Origin of the sequence: Streptomyces sp. NBC_01775, assembly GCF_035917675.1 — a bacterium.
In the GTDB taxonomy this organism is placed as follows: domain Bacteria; phylum Actinomycetota; class Actinomycetes; order Streptomycetales; family Streptomycetaceae; genus Streptomyces.
In genome coordinates this window covers 3,181,197-3,197,308 of sequence record NZ_CP109104.1, presented here as the reverse complement: position 1 = coordinate 3,197,308, position 16,112 = coordinate 3,181,197, and the positions used below count along the sequence as shown (strand labels likewise).

Genomic DNA, 16,112 nt, shown 5'->3' with positions numbered 1-16,112 from the left:
GGCCGCTCGCCGCCGTGACGCCACACCAGTGAAGTGAAGGGACACCGCGCCGAATGACCACATCAGTACGAGACTCCGACACCCTCACCCGCGACGCCCTGGCCGTGCTCCAGCCCGGCTTCACCGGAACCTCGGCGCCCGCATGGCTGCTGCGCCGGCTCGACGAAGGGCTCGCTTCCGTCGGCCTGTTCGGGCGCAACATCGACTCGCCCGAACAGCTCACCATCTTGACCGAGCAGCTGCGCGAGGTGCGCCCCGACGTGCTGGTCGCCATCGACGAGGAGGGCGGCGACGTCACCCGGCTGGAGGCGCGGTCCGGCTCCTCCTTCCCCGGCAACCTGGCCCTCGGCCACATCGACGACCCCGGCCTCACCCGGGCCGTCGCCCACGAACTGGGCCGCAGGCTGGCGGCAGCGGGCGTCAACCTCAACTGGGCGCCCTCCGCCGACGTCAACTCCAACCCGGACAACCCCGTCATCGGCGTGCGTTCCTTCGGCGGCGACCCCGAGCTGGTCGCCCGCCACACCGTCGCCTATGTGGAAGGGCTCCAGGCCGCCGGGGTCGCCGCCTGCGTCAAGCACTTCCCCGGGCACGGCGACACCGCCGTCGACTCCCACCACGCGGTGCCGCGCATCGACGCCGACCTGGCGACGCTCAGGTCCCGCGAACTGGTGCCCTTCAAGGCCGCCGTGCGGGCGGGCAGCAAGTGTGTGATGAGCGCCCACATCCTGCTGCCGGCGCTGGACGAGGCCCGCCCCGGAACCCTCAGCCCCGCCGCGCTCACCGGGCTGCTGCGCGCCCCCGAGAGCGAGGGAGGCCTCGGCCACCAGGGGCTGATCGTCACCGACGGCATGGAGATGCAGGCGATCTCCGCCAACTGGGGCCTGGAGCGCGGCAGCGTCCTGGCTCTGGCCGCCGGGGCCGACGCGATCTGTGTGGGCGGCGGACTGGCCGGCGAGGACACCGTGCTGCGGCTGCGCGACGCGCTGGTGACGGCCGTCCGCGACGGAGAGCTGACGGAGGAGCGGCTGGCCGACGCGGCGGCGCGGGTCCGCGCGCTGGCCGAATGGACGCGGAGCGCGAGGCGGTCCGAGACGGGGGGTCCGACCGGCCCCGCGCTCCGCTCCGACCCCGGTATCGGCGTGGCGGCGGCCCGCCGCGCCCTGGTGATCACGGGGCTGGAGGGCTACACCCGCCCGACGGGCCCGCTGTTCGTCGCGGCGCTGACGCCGCTGGCCAACATCGCCGTCGGCGACGAGACGCCGTGGGGCCCTGCGGCCGAGCTGGAACGGATGGTTCCGGGGACCCGTACGGCGACGTACGGGAGCACCGACGACGACGCGGGCGCGGCGATTCTCGCTGCCGCGGGGGAGCGGCCTGTGGTCGCCGTCGTCCGTGACCTGCACCGTCACCCCTGGATGGCGGCGGCGGTCGACAAGCTGGTGGCCGCGCGCGCCGACACGGTGGTCGTCGAGATGGGCGTCCCCCAGGCCCCGCCCCGCGGCGCGCTCCACGTCGCGACACATGGCGCGGCGCGGGTGTGCGGCCGAGCCGCGGCTGAGGTGATCGCTGGAGGGTGACCGATCACGCATCGCGCCGGGGCGCTCGTCCTCGAGCTCCCCCAGCCGAAGGCTGGGGGAGGGGCAGGGGCAAATCGGGCTGTAGCACCGCACCGTAGGATCGAAGCGCGACCGCACACCACCGCACGACCCCCCTGGGAGGCACCCCGCATGTCCTCGAACGCTCCGTCCACGCCGGGCACCATCATGTCCGGCGAGATGGCCGAGCAGCCGGCCGTGCTGCGCCGCATCCTGGACGAGGGCGCCGGGGCCATCCGCGAGGTAGCTGAGCGGATCGCTGCCAAGAACCCCCGCTTCGTGCTGCTGACCGCCCGCGGTACCTCCGACAACGCCGCGCTCTACGCGAAGTACCTGCTGGAGATCCAGCTGGGCAAGCCCTGCGGGCTGACCTCCATGTCGACGACCACGGCGTACGGCGCGCAGCCGGATCTGACCGACTGCCTGGTCATCACCATCAGCCAGTCCGGCGGCAGTCCCGACCTGGTGGCCTCCACCGAGGCGGCCCGCGAGGCGGGCGCGATCACGCTGGCGGTCACCAACAACGCGGACTCCCCGCTGGCGAAGGTCAGCGAGTTCCACATCGACGTCCTCGCGGGCCCCGAAAAGGCGCTGCCCGCCACCAAGACGTACACGGCGGAGCTGCTCGCGCTCTACCTCTTCGTCGAGGGCCTGCGCGGTGGGGAAGGCACCGAGACGGCCAAGGCGCTGCCGGACCTCGCCGAGTCCGTGCTGGCCCGCAGGGACGAGGTCAAGGCGCTGGCAGCCCGCTACCGCTTCGCCGAGCGCATGGTGCTGACCTCGCGCGGCTACGGCTACCCGACCGCCAAGGAAGCCGCGCTCAAGCTGATGGAGACCAGCTACATCCCCGCCCTGTCCTACTCGGGGGCCGACCTGCTGCACGGTCCGCTGGCCATGGTCGACAACATCTCGCCCGTCATCGCCGTGGTCGCCGAAGGCAAGGGCGGCGAGGCTCTCCAGCCCGTGCTGGACCGGCTGCGCGACCGGGGCGCCGACCTCGTCGTGATCGGCAAGCAGGACGAGGTGGACCGCGCCTCGGCCGGATTCGCGCTGCCGACCGAAGGCCTGCCCGAGGAGCTTCAGCCGATCGTGGAGATCCTCCCGCTCCAGATGCTGGCGTACGAGGTCACGATCGCGCGCGGCCAGGACCCGGACGCGCCGCGCTCACTCGCCAAGGTCACCGAGACCCGCTAGGCGCCGCGAGGCGCCCGGCCCCGACGTTGTCGCCCGGCACCCCGCGAGGCATCATGGTGAACCGATGCTCGCACAGGGGAACGGAAGTTCACGCGTGGAGGCCAAGGAACTACAGGGACGGGTGGCCCGGCTGCACTACCAGCACGGCATGACCCACCACGAGATCGGCGAGCTGCTGGGCCTCTCCCGGGTGAAGGTCACCCGCCTGCTGGCCGAGGCCCGCCGCTCCGGGATCGTGGAGATCCGCATCCACAGCCCACAGGCCCCCTTCGGCGAGCTGGAGGCCGCGCTCACGGCCGAGTTCGGACTCAGCCAGGCGTGGGTCGCGCCCAGCTTCTCCGACGCCGACCGTACGTACGACGCCGTGGGCATGGCGGGCTCCGAGTGCCTGGCCGCGCTCATCCCCTCGGCCCGTACGGTCGCCGTCGGCCTCTCCTCCACCGTCGCGGCGGTCATTCCCCATGTGCGCCCCGAACCCGTTCCCGGGCTGGGCCTCGTCCCGCTCGCGGGTAGCTGGGGCGGGCTCTCCCGGGGCATCAGCCCGCACGAACTCGTCATCGGACTCGGCACGTTCTTCCAGGCCGAGACCTACCACCTGCCCGCGCCCGTCCTCGCCTCGTCCCCCCGGATGGGCCGCGCGCTGCGCGCCGACCCCGGCGTGCGCGAGACGCTGCGGCTGGCGAGCGGTGCCGACCTGCTCGTCGCGGGCGTCGGCGGCATGGACCGCGGGTCGGGGCTGCTGATCGAACGGCTCAGCGAGCGCGAGCAGGCCGAGCTGGACGAGGCCGGGGCCGTGGGCGACATCTCGGGGCGGTTCTTCGCCGGCGACGGCACCCCCGTCACCGGCGACGTCGACGAGCGCGTCGTCGGGCTCACACTCGGTGAGCTGTCGGCCATCCCGCGCCGCGTTGCCGTCTCCTTCGGCGCCCACAAGGTCGAGGCGCTGCGCACCGCACTCGGCTCCGGGCTGATGAACATGGCCGTCACCGACGTCACCACCGCGAAGGCGCTCCTCAAGAAACCGAGCGGCAAGCAGAGCGCGCAGCCCGCGCGGCACGAGCAGAAAGCGACAGCATCATGAAGAAGGCGACCACCGTCGAGGGCCTGATCGAGCAGCTCATCGACGTCGGCAGCACAGCCGTACGGCAGGGCTTCGTCCTCGCCAGCGGCGGCAACCTGTCGGCCCGGCTCCCCGGCTCCGACGAGTTCGTCGTCACGGCCTCGGGCACCTGGCTCGACCGGCTCGTCCCCGAGGACTTCAGCACGATGAACCTCCAGGGCGAGGTCGTCGCCGGCACCCCGGCCGACAACCCGCGGCCATCCAGCGAGTGGAAGCTGCACCAGCGCACCTACCGCGTGCGCGAGGACACGAACGCGATCGTCCACATACACCCGCAGCACGCCGTGCTCGTGGACGCCCTCGGCTACGAGATCCGCCTGCTCACCCTGGACCACGCCGTCTATGTCCGCTCCGTCGGCCGCACCGACTTCCACCCCAACGGCTCCGACGAGCTGGCCGACACCGCAGCCGAACAGGCCAAGGCCCACAACTGCGTGATCCTCGGCAACCACGGCTGCTCCGCGCTCGGCGAGGACGTCGGCATGGCCTTCCGCCGCGCCATGAACCTGGAGGAGGCGGCGACGGCGACCTACCGTGCGCTCACCCTCGGCGACAGGACGACCACGTTCCCCGTGTCCCCCGACGACGCGATCCAGCACGCCTGAGCCGCGGGCCTGAGCCGCGGGCCTGAGCCGCGCGGGCCCTCCGGAGAGCTCCCGGAAAGCACTTCGGGCCGCGGCACCGGGGCGGGACCCTCAACCCGCCCGGCACCGCAGCCCGGAGCTGCAAGGCCCGCCGCTGTCAGGGCAGAGAGCGGCACGGGCCTCGATCTGCCCTCCTGTGCGGGGAGGGCAGAAGTCCTGTCCCGAGGATTGTGGACTAGACCACGGCGCTCTGTCTATGGAATCGCACAGGTCGACGCCCCGGTTCGCACCGGTGTTCCCCCTTCTTCCCCCGCTGTTCTCCCACTTCTCCCGCGCCTCCACGCCCACCCCCGCCGGAGCCCCGGCGTCCTGCCGGTACCCTCGGCCGGGTGCCCTCCATGAACGACCTCGTACGCCAGCACACCGCGCTCTCGGACGCCGAGCTGGAATGGCTCCATCTGCTGGTGTCCGAGTGGCAGCTCCTGGCCGACCTCTCCTTCGCGGACCTGGTCCTGTGGGTTCCCACGCTCGACGGGACCCGCTATGTCTCCGTCGCGCAGATGCGGCCCAACACCGGCCCCACCTCGCACCAGGACGACATGGTCGGCCACCTCGTGCCCAGGGGCCGCCGCCCGCTGCTGGACGCGGCGCTGGACGAGGGCCGGATCGTGCGCGAGGGCGACCCGGAGTGGCGCGAGGAGGTCCCCGTACGCGTCGAGTCGATCCCGGTGCGCCGCGAGGGCCGGGTGCTGGGCGTGATCGCGCGCAACACCAACCTGCTGACCGTGCGCACCCCCAGCCGGCTGGAGCTGACCTATCTCCAAAGCGCCTCCGACCTCGCCCAGATGATCGCGGGCGGCACCTTCCCCTTCCCCGGCCACCAGGTCGACATGGACCACGTGCCCCGGGTGGGCGACGGCCTCATCCGCCTCGACGCGGACGGCGTCGTGCAGTACGCCAGCCCCAACGCCCTGTCCGCCTACCACCGGCTCGGTCTGGCCACCGACCTGGTGGGCCTGCATCTGGGCCAGGCCACCGCCGAACTCGCGCCCTCCCGCGGCCCGGTGGACGAGGCGCTGGTCAAGCTCGCCAGCGGCTGGGCCCCGCGCGGCGCCGAGGTCGAGGGCACCGACTGCGTCGTCCAGTTGCGCGCCATCCCGCTCAAACCCAAGGGCACCCGCATCGGTTCGCTCATCCTGCTGCGCGACATCACCGAAGTACGCCGCCGCGAGCGGGAGCTGATCACCAAGGACGCCACCATCCGGGAGATCCACCACCGGGTGAAGAACAACCTCCAGACCGTGGCGGCGCTGCTGCGCCTCCAGGCCCGCAGGATGGACTCCGACCGGGGCAAGGAGGCGCTCGAGGAGGCGGTGCGCAGGGTCGGCTCGATCGCGATCGTGCACGAGACCCTCTCCCAGAACCTGGACGAGCGCGTCGACTTCGACGAGATCGCCGACCGGGTCCTGGCCATGGTCGCCGAGATCTCACCCGGCCGGATCGCCGGCCGTCGCACCGGGCGCTTCGGCATCCTGGGCGCCGAGGTCGCCACCCCGCTGTCCATGGTGCTCACCGAGGTGCTGCAAAACGCCATCGAGCACGGCTTCGGACCGGAGGAGCAGGGCGCCATCGAGGTGCACGCCGTACGCGGCGGCGGCACGGGCGGCGCGGGCCACGACGGAGCCCGGCTGCTGGTCACCGTCCAGGACAACGGCCGTGGCCTGCCGGAGGGGTTCGACCCCAAGAGCGCGGGCAACCTCGGACTCCAGATCGTACGCACGCTCGTGGAGGGCGAGTTGGGCGGCGGCTTCGACATGCTGCCGGTGTCCGAGGGCGGCACCCGGGTGCTGTTCGACCTGCCGCTCACGGAGAAGCGCGAAAAGCGCTGACGCACGAAAAGCACTGAGCCCCCGGGTCCGTTGACGAACGGACCCGGGGGCTCAGCGCTTCACGCTCTGTGTGTGCGGGCGCTCTGCTTGCTGCTAGGCGCTCCGAGGGCTCTGCGCGCTGCGGCTCGGGGGTTGCAGCTAGGTGCAGGGCGGCGCTTCAGGCGGTCGCGGCGTTGTTCCGCGCCCGGTTGCGGGCGGCGCGGCGCTTCATCGCGCGGCGCTCATCCTCGCTGAGGCCACCCCAGACACCGGAGTCCTGACCGGACTCCAGGGCCCACTGCAGGCACTGCTCCATGACGGGGCAGCGGCGGCAGACGGCCTTGGCTTCCTCGATCTGCAGCAGCGCAGGACCAGTGTTGCCGATGGGGAAGAACAGCTCGGGGTCTTCCTCGCGGCAAACGGCGTGGTGACGCCAGTCCATGGCTGCTACCTCTCCTCGTGTGTGGCATTGCTTGTGAATGTGAACGCTTTCACGAATCCCCTCACGGGTGAAGAGGGGCCACACAACTGTGATGCGGGTCCCACTGAGATGAGAAGGAGGGGATTCGGACTCTCAAGGGGGCCCAAGTAGTGGGCCGTCCCGATCGCCATGAAGAGACTCGCAAACCTCGGCGACGGATACAACCCCTTCCGGAAAGTTTTTTTTGAATCCTTGGTGTCGCCTAGCTCACAGCCGTCATTCCAGTGGGTGGATCCTGGTCTAAACGTTCGAGTGGAAGGACTTTAGGCTCTTCGACTTACACAATCACACGCAGTGCACGGCGAACGCCTGTGAAGCTCACGCTCGTACGCAGCCCCAGGTGGTCACCATCCACCTGAAACGGCAGTGGAACCTGCGAATGCAAGGTGAAGTCCGTGAGGTCGTGCAGCGTAACCGCGTGCTTACCGCGGGGTCCCCGTTCGGGGCTCGAAGTGAGCAGCTGAGTCGCGTAACGGCTGACGGCCGCGGGGGTCAGCCGGGAGAGTCCCAGCACGTCAAGGCCGGTGTCGAAGGATGCCTCGGGGGCCGCGTACAGGGGCTTGTTGCCCAGGTACGACCACGGCGCGGTGTTGCACACCATCGACAGCGCCAGGTCTTCGATCGGATCCTCACTCTGCCTGCGCAGTGTGATCGTTCCTTTGCTGCGGTGCGGTTCCTTCAGGAACTGCCGCATGACCTGACGCACATAAAGGGAGTGCGTCGATCGCTTTCCGCGCTCGCGCTGTTGCTCGACCCTGCCGATCACTCCGGCGTCGAATCCCAGCCCTGCTGTGAAAGTGAACCAGCGCGGCGGGATTTCGGCGTCGTCCGTTCCCGGAACACCGCCGGCCAGCCCCAGGCCGACAGTTCTCTCACTGCGCGACTCCAGCGCGTCCAGCAGCGCGCCCGTCGCCTCCACCACGTGGTTGGGCATGCCCAGGGCGCGTGCGAAGACATTCGTGGAGCCGCCGGGCACGACCGCCAGGCGCGGCAGGCGTTCGGGGTCCGGGCCCTCGTGCAGCAGCCCGTTGACGACCTCGTTGACGGTGCCGTCGCCGCCGAGCGCGATCACCAGCTCCGCGCTGCCGCTCTGCGCGGCCTGGCGGGCGAGGTCGCGGGCGTGGCCGCGGTACTCCGTGGTGGCGACCTCCAGCTTGAGGTCGCTGGCGAGCGCGTGTGCCAGCACGTCACGCGTCCGCGCGCTGGTGGTGGTGGCTGCCGGGTTGACCACGAGGAGTGCGCGCATGGGGTGAAGCGTACCTACCGCGGGGTACGGCGGCCCAGTCCTCGCCTCGCGGGGGAGGGCTAGGCTTCCCGTGTGAGCGAGAGCCTGACCGAGACAGAGACTGTGACGGATACGGAGAGCCCGGGGACCGCCCGGCCGCGCAGGATCCTGGCAGCCGCCGTGCTGACGGGTCTGGAGGGGCTGGTCGTGGCCGGGTTCGGGGTCGTCTCGCTGGTGATGCTGGTCACCGGGAAGCCGGACGACATGACGCAGGCGGCCACGCTCGCCGTGACCGTGCTCGCCCTGTCCGCGCTGCCGTTGGCTGCCGCGCGGGGGCTGTGGCTGCGGCGGCGCTGGAGCCGGGGCCCTTCGATGATCGTCCAGCTCATCGCCCTGCCGGTGAGCTGGACGATGGTCCAGAACGGTGGCGCCCTCACCGCAGCCGCGGTGGCGACGGCCGTCGCGGCCGTGGCCGTGCTGGTCTGCCTGGTGAACCCGACGGCGACCCAGGCTCTGGGTATCGGCCCGAGGAACTGAGCTGCGCTCTTCATGCGGCTGGGGAGGGCGGATGCCCTCCCCAGCCGCATGAGAACGACAGAGATCACTCCTCGACGAGCAGCCTGTCCCGTAGCTGGGCCAGGGTCCTGGCGAGGAGCCTGGAGACGTGCATCTGGGAGATGCCGACCTCCTGTGCGATCTGGGACTGGGTCATGTTGCCGAAGAACCGCAGCAGCAGGATCTTCTTCTCGCGCGGCGGCAGTTCCTCCAGCAGCGGCTTGAGGGATTCGCGGTACTCCACACCCTCCAGTGCGTCGTCCTCCGCGCCGAGCGTGTCGGCGACGGCCGGCGACTCGTCGTCGGTGTCGGGCACGTCCAGCGAGAGGGTGCTGTAGGCGTTGGCCGACTCCAGGCCCTCCAGGACCTCCTCCTCCGAGATCGACAGGCGCTGGGCCAGCTCGTGCACGGTCGGGGCGCGCCCGTGCTGCTGGGACAGCTCCGCCGTCGCGGAGGTGAGGGACAGCCGCAGTTCCTGGAGCCGGCGGGGCACCCGCACCGCCCAACCCTTGTCGCGGAAGTGCCGCTTGATCTCGCCGACGACCGTCGGGGTCGCGTAGGTCGAGAACTCGACGCCCCGCTCGGGGTCGAACCGGTCCACGGACTTGATCAGGCCGATCGTGGCGACCTGGGTCAGGTCGTCGAGCGGCTCGCCCCGGTTGCGGAAGCGGCGGGCAAGGTGTTCCACCAGCGGCAGGTGCATGCGCACCAGGTGGTTGCGCAGCTCCGAGCGCTCGGAGCCCTCGGGCAGCTTGCGCAGTTCGATGAAGAGCGCCCGCGCGCCACTGCGGTCGTGCGGGTCCAGCCCGCGCGGATCGCCGTGGCCGGGCCGCTCGCGCTTCTCGTGCTGCTGGTCCATCGCGTCCGCCCGATCTGCCTGCTCCGGTCGCTGACTCGCGGGGTCGGCCGGGTGCGGCCGGGCCTGCTGCTCAGGAATGCCCAGGGGGACCGCGCTGTGGCGGCCTGCCCACATCTCCCTTGCCTCGTGCTCGGTCACGACGCTCCGGGGCCCGCACCGCGCTTCTTGTGCAGGCTGATGCTGACGGTTCGGTCGTCCGACACTGTTGAATCCACCTCACCGGCCAGGGCCGAGAGCACCGTCCACGCGAAGGTGTCGCGTTCCGGGGCACGGCCATCGGTCGTCGGCGCCGATACGGTGACGCGCAGCGAGTCGCCGACGAGCTTGAAGACACAACTGAGTACGGAGCCGGGGACGGCCTGCTGGAGCAGGATCGCGCACGCCTCGTCCACGGCGATCCGCAGATCCTCGATCTCGTCGAGGGTGAAGTCCAAGCGGGCCGCGAGCCCGGCTGTGGCCGTCCGCAGCACCGACAGATAGGCACCCGCGGCCGGCAGCCGGACCTCGACGAAGTCCTGCGATGCGGGCTCGCCTGCGATCTGGGACACCCTCACCTCCAAGGTGACACGAGCCGTTGGGCCTTCGCGGGCCGAAGCGGCTGCTGGTTCGTTTTCGTCAGCGACGCTATCGCGATCCGTGTCACGATGCCGCACGCATAGATCTATGCCGCCTCATCCCACGAGCGTCACCCATAGTAAACACATGGGCACTTTCTGTGGCTAGGGGTTGGAGCCCTCAAATCCTTGGCGATTACGCTGCGTTGGCAAAGTGGGAATGCCACTGGCAGCTTCTCCCGGGGGAGTCCGGGCCCCTTCGGCCACCGTGAGTGTCCGGCCGCGGGGTCGGGGTGGTCGGTAGAAGGGGCCTGTCAGTTCAGTACCCGTCACCTGATGCGTTCATAACCCCGTGAGGCACACGCTCCGACAAGGGCCGAAACCCGCCCCTGGGGGCGGGGCCGTGGTGAGCGCGAGTGGTCGTGGGGGTCCGCGATTCGATTACGGAGAGTCAAGGGGGCATGGGCGGGTGCGAGTTGATGAACACGGAAAGTGGCGAATTTCGTCACTCTGTGTCAGTGATTGACGGGTGCGCCTGCCCCGTGACGACCGCCGTCACGGTGCTGCCCGAGGTGAAGGTGCCCTCCTCGGCGAGCCGTGTGAGCGCGTACAGCAGCTTGGCGACATAGATGTGTTCCAGTGGCGGCAGCCCGTGCCGCCCGGAAAAATCCCGCGCGAAGGCGGCCAGCTCCGTGCCGGTCCGCGCATAGCCGCCGCCGTGGAAGCGCTCTTCCACCGACCAGTCGCCGCGCGGTTCGCCGAAGGTCTCGGCCTGGAGCCGGCGCACCTCCCCGGGCAGGAAGCCGCCCTTCAGTACTGCCACGCCAAGTGCCCGCTGACCTGCGGAAAGGCCTGCCGCCATGCCCGCCAGGGTGCCTCCGGTCCCGCAGGCGACGGCCGCGATGTCCGTGCGCCCGCGCAGCTCCTCGCCCAGCGGCACGCACCCGCGTACGGCCGCCGCGTTGCTGCCTCCCTCCGGGATCAACGCGCACGGGCCGAAGCGGTCGAGCAGCTCGCGGTGCCACTCCGGATCGGTGCGGCGGCGGTAGTCGGCGCGGGAGACGAAGTGCAGCAGCATGCCGTCCGCCGCGCACTGTGCCAGCGACGCGTTCAGCGGCCGGTCGGCGAGTTCCTGGCCGCGCACCACCCCGACGGTGCGCAGCCCCAGCAGCCTGCCGGCCGCCGCCGTGGCCCGCAGATGGTTGGAGTAGGCGCCCCCGAACGTCAGCAGCCGACGGTGCTCCGAGGCGGCGACGGCCCGCAGATTAGGGGCGAGTTTGCGCCACTTATTGCCGGGAGGGTACAGCTCCACTGGTCCAAGCGCAGCTATGTCCCACGATCGCGGCAGCGTCGTATGGATGAGGTCTTCCCGCTTGAGCAGCAGGCGTACGCCTCGGCGGGTGAACCGCTCGTCCTCGACCTCTTGGAGCGGAGAGGGAGGGCGGGGCTGGAGTGCGGTGGCGAGATCTACGGGGTGGTCCACACGTCCATTGTGGCTTGTCCTTGGGAAGCTTTCGGGTGTTTGTGCAGCTCACAGGTGTCCAGAGCTGGAAGAAGCCCCGTCCACGCGCGCAGTGCAGGCGTAGGCGGGGCTGAGCGTGCGGGCGGAGGACCCTACCCAGGCAGCTCCAAGCCGTAGAACCGGAGACGGGTGGCGTCGTCAAGGAACTCCCACGAGTGCGGCCCCTCATGTCGCTGGGAGAGGATGCAGGCTGATCCCATCGGGTCAGGCTCGTGCACGGGGCAATCGGGAAGCACGACCAGGCGGTGACCCGTGCTCGTCCAGGTCACCCACAGGGTGGTGCTGTCGTCATACAGGTGCAGCGCCGATTGATGAGTCTGGTGACCGCCGCCCAGCTCACACCAGTGCGGCCCTTGGAGTTCGCCAGTTTCGACAGCAGGGAAGAGCGCTCTGGCGCGATCGCGGTCCGCCACGCCCAGCACGCACAACACGGAACAGTCCATGAACAGGTTGGTCACTGTCGCCCACCTCGCACGGCAGCGAAGACCAGAACGCCAGCCAGCACGGCCACCACCAGGACATAGAGCACTTGAGACGGCCGGTCATTCATGGCGTGGGCTCCTCTCTCATGGGCGACGGAGGCACCCCGAGGCAGCACGTGTCCTGAGACTGAGCGAGCGCAGCGTGCTTCGGCGGGCACGTCCATTCACGGCCGCCGCCAACGGGATGTAAGAGCAGGTCGCCGCCGTCCCTGTCGACAACACGGCCGAGCGTGCCCGTGCGGCGGTCAACCACGACGACGCCGACCCGGTAGCCGATGCCGAGGTCTGATGGGCAACCCACGGTGCCTCCCGATGAACAGCACTGAACCCGCGAACTCATGCACGGGATGGATGACCACCAGCACGCGGTTTGTCGGCCGAAGGCTCAACGCCATGTGGCTACACGGCAGTTCGGGCGCTGGTGGTAGCGAAACCACGATGTCGACTGAGAGGGTCAATCTGCAAGCTTTCAAAGTTGGAATCCCACTCCGAAGGCTTAAATTTGTTGGGCGGCCTTCAGGTTGAAGAGTCCGACGCTTTCACTTTGAAAGACGCCACGGAGAGACACTGAGGCGAGGAGGCACAGGCAGTGGCAGACGCGAGCGGATCGACGGTTCCCCGACGCCAGCTAGGGCGGCATCTGAAGGAATTGCGCGAAGCGGCAGGGTTAACCCAGAAGGCAGCCGGGCGTGCCATGGAGCTGTCCGAGACCACGGTCTGGCGGATCGAGACGGGTAAGGCGCCGCTCAAGCGCCATGACGTCGAGGCGATGTGCCGGACCTACAAGGCATCCGAGGAGACGACCCACGCGTTGGTCGGGCTTGCCAGCGAGTCGAAGTCCAAGGGGTGGTGGCACAGCTACGGCGACATCATCCCGGCGGGATTCGATGTCTACATCGGGCTGGAGGAAGCCGCCTCGGAGCTGTTCACGTACGAGGCAGAGCTGATCCCCGGGCTACTGCAAGTCGAGGACTACGCCGAGACTTTGATCCGGCTGCACAACCCCGACGCGACCGAAGCCGAGATCGCTCGACGCGTCACGCTGAGGGTCGAGCGCCAATCGTTGCTCAGCCGGGTGCCGACGCCTCCCCAACTGCACGTAGCTTTGGCTGAGGCAGTGCTTCACCGGCCCATAGGCGGACATGAGGTGATGGCACGGCAGCTCGCGCATCTGGTCTACGTATCCAAAATGCCGAACGTGTCGATCAGGGTTGTGCCGTATGCGGCCGGGGCGCACGCGGGCCTGTTGACCAAGGCGTTCATGCTTCTGCGGTTCCCGTCGAGCGGAGACCGAGCACCAGGCGAGCCCCCGACTGTCTACACGGACGGCTACACCGGCAGCCTGTACCTCGACAAGCCGCACGAGATCGAAAGCTACGAGCACGCGATCTCGGGCATCTGGCAGGCAGCACGCAGCGATCAGGACTCACTGGCCCTGATCTCAGAAATGGCAGGGAGACATGAGCGAGCGTGAGACGGCTACGGCCTGGGTCAAGTCCAGCCGCAGCGACGGGCAAGGAAACTGCGTAGAGGTGGCTCTCCTCGGCAGTGAGGTAGCGGCACGGGACACCAAGGACCGAGAGCGAGCGACCCTCAGCTTCTCGCCTCCCCAGTGGCAGGCGTTCATCCGGAGCACGGCACTCGGTCAGTTCGACCGTATGTGACGACCCAACCGCACAGGCCCCGTCTCTTCGCGTCCGGAGGCGGGGCCCGGCTCTGCGTCATGAAGCCGAGTCTGAGTCAGAGGCCGACCGACCGCCCGGACGCGCTGGGTGTGTCGCCCAGTGGTTGGCTGCCCCTTCTGCCACCCCTAGACGCGTCGCCCCCTACACGGCTTCACAGGCGCCCCCTCGAGCACCGATACAGCAGCCGCTGAGGCGCTGGGGGAGCCCGAGACCGAATCGGTCTAACTTTTCTGTACTTGTTCAAGGCGCGCCTTCGGCGCGCCGCCCGGAACGGCTCACTGCCGCCCCGGCCAGGCGTGCGGCCTTCGGCCGGTCCTGTCCGGGCGGCCCGCCGCCCGGGCGCACGCAGCACCCCTGAGACGTCGAGAAGGGGCCCCGTTCGCTTACGGGCCCCTTCTCGATGCTCTGCCGATGGCGTCGGTAGCGCCTGCCTGCGCATGGCTGGGGCGAACGGCGGCGGGAGGCTTTAGACAGCTCCCATGGGGCGAGCCTCTAAGATCAGGGGGCCGATCGGGCTATTGCGGGCAGGCGAGGAGCCAGCCCGATTCGCGGTGAGCGTAAGGCCCCCTGACCTCTCGCCCCATGGCAGCTACCGTCCAAAGCCTCCCGCCGCCGCCCGCGCTGTTGGCTACCCGATCAGGCACTCAAGCTAGGCCGCTCGCGCGTACTCAGGCAGGTACTCGACAGGCCAGGCGGTGTCAGCCATCCGCGAACTATCGACCCGCAACGGCTGAGGCTTTTCACCCGCCCAATGAAAGCAACACCGTTGGTAGAGCTTGAAGAGCGAACGAGGCCCCGTGCCTTCTGGAGGGAGAAGGGTTACGTCGCACAGCACGATTTGCAGCAGGGCACGAGTTTGCTCCAAGTTCCCGGACTTCCGCCAAGCCTCCCGCAGCGCCAAAGGATCGCGCGTTGAGAGGAAGTCCGAAATCGTCGTCACCTTGGAGAGTTCACTCATGATGGTGTCTACCTGCCCGCAGATCTCCTCTCGTAGTTGCTCGTACCTCTCCTGCCCCTCCGAGCCTTTGAAGTGACCTTGCACGAAGCAGGCGTTCTCCAGAGATCGCAGGCGTGCCTTTGCTTCATCCCGAGCGGCTACCAGCTCCAGACGATGCGACTCGGTTTCTGGGTCTTCGTATGCCTGCCAACGCGCGGCCAGCTCCCGGAACACGGTTCCCTTCCACGTGAGCCGACCGATCTGATTAACAAAGGCCACTTCAACTACCCGGTCGATGTCTTCCAAGAGCACGGACATCCCCCGGCACGCCGTCTTCCCGAGGTTGACCCGGCGATAGCACCGGTAGGAACGGCCCGCCTTGCACATGGGCCCCTGGCAGCGCCCGCACTTCAACAGCCCGGCCAAGAGGGACTGTGCTGCTGGTTTGCCTCGTCGCCCGGCCGCCAGGGATTCCGACGTACGAGAGCGGAGATTGGCGAGGATGCGTGCACGCTCGCCCACGGTGACGACCGCTGCGCCGACACGGACAGGCTTGCCGTCAGGCCCTTTCAGCGGTTCACCGGTTGGGCGGCAGCGCTCTCGTCCCTTGCCGTCGCTATAGCGCTCATACTCGGGCATCAGGCCAGCCCACGCGGGGGAGCGGGCGAGCTGCGTGAGCGAGGTCGAACGCCATTGGTGACCGCGTCGAGTCTTCCAACCTCGCTCGTTCATTTCGGCCGCTATCGCTGTCGCCGGTTTGCCAGCCAGTAGAGCTTCCGCAATGAAGCGCGAACGCTCGAATTCCTTCGGGTGACGTTCGACTTTCCTCTGTCCCTTGCGGACGCGGAGACCGTACGGCGGCTGCCCACCCGGCCACGCTCCCGTGGCTTTCTTCTCTCGCTTCGTGCGCCGAGTGCGGACCGAGGTGTTGTACGACTCCGCCCGCGCCTGTTCCGCCAGCCAGGCGAACAAGCCCCGGTGCTGGGGAATGCTGCTGTTCAGCCCATCCATGTGCGCAAGCAGGCGCGCGCCCATGGAGTCGAACTGGTCCAAGACTTGGCCGACTTGACCCATGCCCTTACGGCTCAAGCGGTCGAGCTTCCACACCAGGAGGTGACCAACCTCCCCGGCGACGACAGCGGCAATCGCCTTGTCGAATTCGTCACGCGCTACGCCGGATTTGAACGCCGACAGCTCTTCCTGCCAGATCTTGCGGACTTTCAGCCCTTCACGCTTGGCCCGTTCCCGGAGATCCCGTTCATGGGCCTTCAACGTTGTCTTGTCGTCCTGCAACGTGCTACGCCGCAAGTAAAGGTCGCACAGCTCCTTTGCGTCGGTCATCTGACTCATACACCCCTCCCCAAGTACAACGGACAGGCTGGGCTATCCGCCTCCCGTTTTCACCAGTCGGCTTGTACTCGGGGAGCGCGGGGTGGATGAGGTCATCC

The 16,112-nt window shown here is 69.1% G+C and carries 15 protein-coding genes; 8 read left to right on the top strand and 7 right to left on the bottom strand.

Translation table 11 applies throughout. The features are described from left to right. The first annotated feature begins 53 nt into the window (after positions 1–53). The 5 genes from OHB04_RS14235 to OHB04_RS14215 all read left to right on the top strand — a co-directional run bounded on the left by OHB04_RS14235 (position 54) and on the right by OHB04_RS14215 (position 6,385). On the top strand, positions 54–1,580 hold the full coding sequence (locus tag OHB04_RS14235) for a glycoside hydrolase family 3 protein (RefSeq protein ID WP_326688051.1): 1,527 nt from the start codon (positions 54–56) through the stop codon (positions 1,578–1,580). Positions 1,581–1,730: 150 nt separating this feature from the next. Continuing rightward, positions 1,731–2,792 carry an SIS domain-containing protein gene (locus tag OHB04_RS14230; RefSeq protein ID WP_326688050.1) on the top strand — a complete coding sequence of 354 codons (1,062 nt, stop codon included), beginning with the start codon at positions 1,731–1,733 and terminating at the stop codon, positions 2,790–2,792. A 64-nt stretch (positions 2,793–2,856) separates the two neighbouring features. Further along, on the top strand, positions 2,857–3,873 hold the full coding sequence (locus tag OHB04_RS14225; RefSeq protein WP_326688049.1) for a sugar-binding transcriptional regulator: 1,017 nt from the start codon (positions 2,857–2,859) through the stop codon (positions 3,871–3,873). Continuing rightward, positions 3,870–4,517, top strand: a complete 648-nt coding sequence (locus tag OHB04_RS14220; RefSeq protein ID WP_326807555.1) for a class II aldolase/adducin family protein — start codon at positions 3,870–3,872, stop codon at positions 4,515–4,517. The genes OHB04_RS14225 and OHB04_RS14220 overlap by 4 nt, the downstream gene beginning before the upstream one ends. 377 nt (positions 4,518–4,894) lie before the next feature. Then, positions 4,895–6,385, top strand: a complete 1,491-nt coding sequence (locus OHB04_RS14215) for a PAS domain-containing sensor histidine kinase (RefSeq protein WP_326692733.1) — start codon at positions 4,895–4,897, stop codon at positions 6,383–6,385. A gap of 157 nt (positions 6,386–6,542) precedes the next feature. Here the strand turns inward: OHB04_RS14215 and OHB04_RS14210 are convergent, their stop codons facing one another. Both OHB04_RS14210 and OHB04_RS14205 read right to left on the bottom strand, forming a co-directional pair. Next, positions 6,543–6,806, bottom strand: coding sequence for a WhiB family transcriptional regulator (locus OHB04_RS14210; protein ID WP_016469673.1), 264 nt, complete (start codon positions 6,804–6,806; stop codon positions 6,543–6,545). Between the two features lie 316 nt (positions 6,807–7,122). Then, positions 7,123–8,091: a diacylglycerol/lipid kinase family protein gene (locus OHB04_RS14205; protein ID WP_326688046.1), complete on the bottom strand. Its 969-nt coding sequence runs from the start codon at positions 8,089–8,091 to the stop codon at positions 7,123–7,125. 72 nt (positions 8,092–8,163) lie between these two features. On the opposite strand from OHB04_RS14205, the gene OHB04_RS14200 reads away from it, so the two are divergent. Then, entirely contained in the window at positions 8,164–8,607 is a 444-nt protein-coding gene (locus OHB04_RS14200; protein WP_326688045.1) for a hypothetical protein, read from the top strand. Positions 8,608–8,671: 64 nt separating this feature from the next. Here OHB04_RS14200 and OHB04_RS14195 read toward each other — a convergent pair whose 3' ends face one another. The 4 genes from OHB04_RS14195 to OHB04_RS14180 all read right to left on the bottom strand — a co-directional run bounded on the left by OHB04_RS14195 (position 8,672) and on the right by OHB04_RS14180 (position 12,018). Continuing rightward, positions 8,672–9,598: an RNA polymerase sigma factor SigF gene (locus tag OHB04_RS14195; protein WP_326692732.1), complete on the bottom strand. Its 927-nt coding sequence runs from the start codon at positions 9,596–9,598 to the stop codon at positions 8,672–8,674. 20 nt (positions 9,599–9,618) lie between these two features. Continuing rightward, a complete protein-coding gene (locus OHB04_RS14190) occupies positions 9,619–10,032 on the bottom strand; it encodes an anti-sigma regulatory factor (RefSeq protein ID WP_274040747.1) in 414 nt (137 codons plus the stop codon). 511 nt (positions 10,033–10,543) lie between these two features. Next, positions 10,544–11,521 carry a 1-aminocyclopropane-1-carboxylate deaminase/D-cysteine desulfhydrase gene (locus OHB04_RS14185; protein WP_326688044.1) on the bottom strand — a complete coding sequence of 326 codons (978 nt, stop codon included), beginning with the start codon at positions 11,519–11,521 and terminating at the stop codon, positions 10,544–10,546. A gap of 131 nt (positions 11,522–11,652) precedes the next feature. Then, the gene (locus tag OHB04_RS14180; protein WP_326688043.1) at positions 11,653–12,018 is read right to left on the bottom strand and encodes a hypothetical protein; all 366 of its coding nucleotides are present in this window, start codon (positions 12,016–12,018) and stop codon (positions 11,653–11,655) included. 613 nt (positions 12,019–12,631) lie between these two features. On the opposite strand from OHB04_RS14180, the gene OHB04_RS14175 reads away from it, so the two are divergent. Together OHB04_RS14175 and OHB04_RS14170 are read left to right on the top strand one after the other, a co-directional pair. Continuing rightward, the gene (locus OHB04_RS14175; protein ID WP_326688042.1) at positions 12,632–13,516 is read left to right on the top strand and encodes a helix-turn-helix domain-containing protein; all 885 of its coding nucleotides are present in this window, start codon (positions 12,632–12,634) and stop codon (positions 13,514–13,516) included. Then, positions 13,503–13,706: a DUF397 domain-containing protein gene (locus tag OHB04_RS14170; protein ID WP_326688041.1), complete on the top strand. Its 204-nt coding sequence runs from the start codon at positions 13,503–13,505 to the stop codon at positions 13,704–13,706. The genes OHB04_RS14175 and OHB04_RS14170 overlap by 14 nt, the downstream gene beginning before the upstream one ends. A gap of 670 nt (positions 13,707–14,376) precedes the next feature. Here the strand turns inward: OHB04_RS14170 and OHB04_RS14165 are convergent. After that, on the bottom strand, positions 14,377–16,014 hold the full coding sequence (locus OHB04_RS14165; protein WP_326807554.1) for a recombinase family protein: 1,638 nt from the start codon (positions 16,012–16,014) through the stop codon (positions 14,377–14,379). Positions 16,015–16,112: the final 98 nt, after the last annotated feature.

Excerpts from the sequence above, each read along its gene's own strand:
- OHB04_RS14220 (WP_326807555.1), top strand. The coding sequence starts at position 3,870 with ATGAAGAAGGCGACCACCGTCGAGGGCCTGATCGAGCAGCTCATCGAC.
- OHB04_RS14170 (WP_326688041.1), top strand. The coding sequence starts at position 13,503 with ATGAGCGAGCGTGAGACGGCTACGGCCTGGGTCAAGTCCAGCCGCAGC.
- OHB04_RS14235 (WP_326688051.1), top strand. The coding sequence starts at position 54 with ATGACCACATCAGTACGAGACTCCGACACCCTCACCCGCGACGCCCTG.
- OHB04_RS14225 (WP_326688049.1), top strand. The coding sequence starts at position 2,857 with ATGCTCGCACAGGGGAACGGAAGTTCACGCGTGGAGGCCAAGGAACTA.
- OHB04_RS14205 (WP_326688046.1), bottom strand. The coding sequence starts at position 8,091 with ATGCGCGCACTCCTCGTGGTCAACCCGGCAGCCACCACCACCAGCGCG.
- OHB04_RS14215 (WP_326692733.1), top strand. The coding sequence starts at position 4,895 with ATGAACGACCTCGTACGCCAGCACACCGCGCTCTCGGACGCCGAGCTG.
- OHB04_RS14195 (WP_326692732.1), bottom strand. The coding sequence starts at position 9,598 with ATGTGGGCAGGCCGCCACAGCGCGGTCCCCCTGGGCATTCCTGAGCAG.
- OHB04_RS14210 (WP_016469673.1), bottom strand. The coding sequence starts at position 6,806 with ATGGACTGGCGTCACCACGCCGTTTGCCGCGAGGAAGACCCCGAGCTG.
- OHB04_RS14230 (WP_326688050.1), top strand. The coding sequence starts at position 1,731 with ATGTCCTCGAACGCTCCGTCCACGCCGGGCACCATCATGTCCGGCGAG.
- OHB04_RS14165 (WP_326807554.1), bottom strand. The coding sequence starts at position 16,014 with ATGAGTCAGATGACCGACGCAAAGGAGCTGTGCGACCTTTACTTGCGG.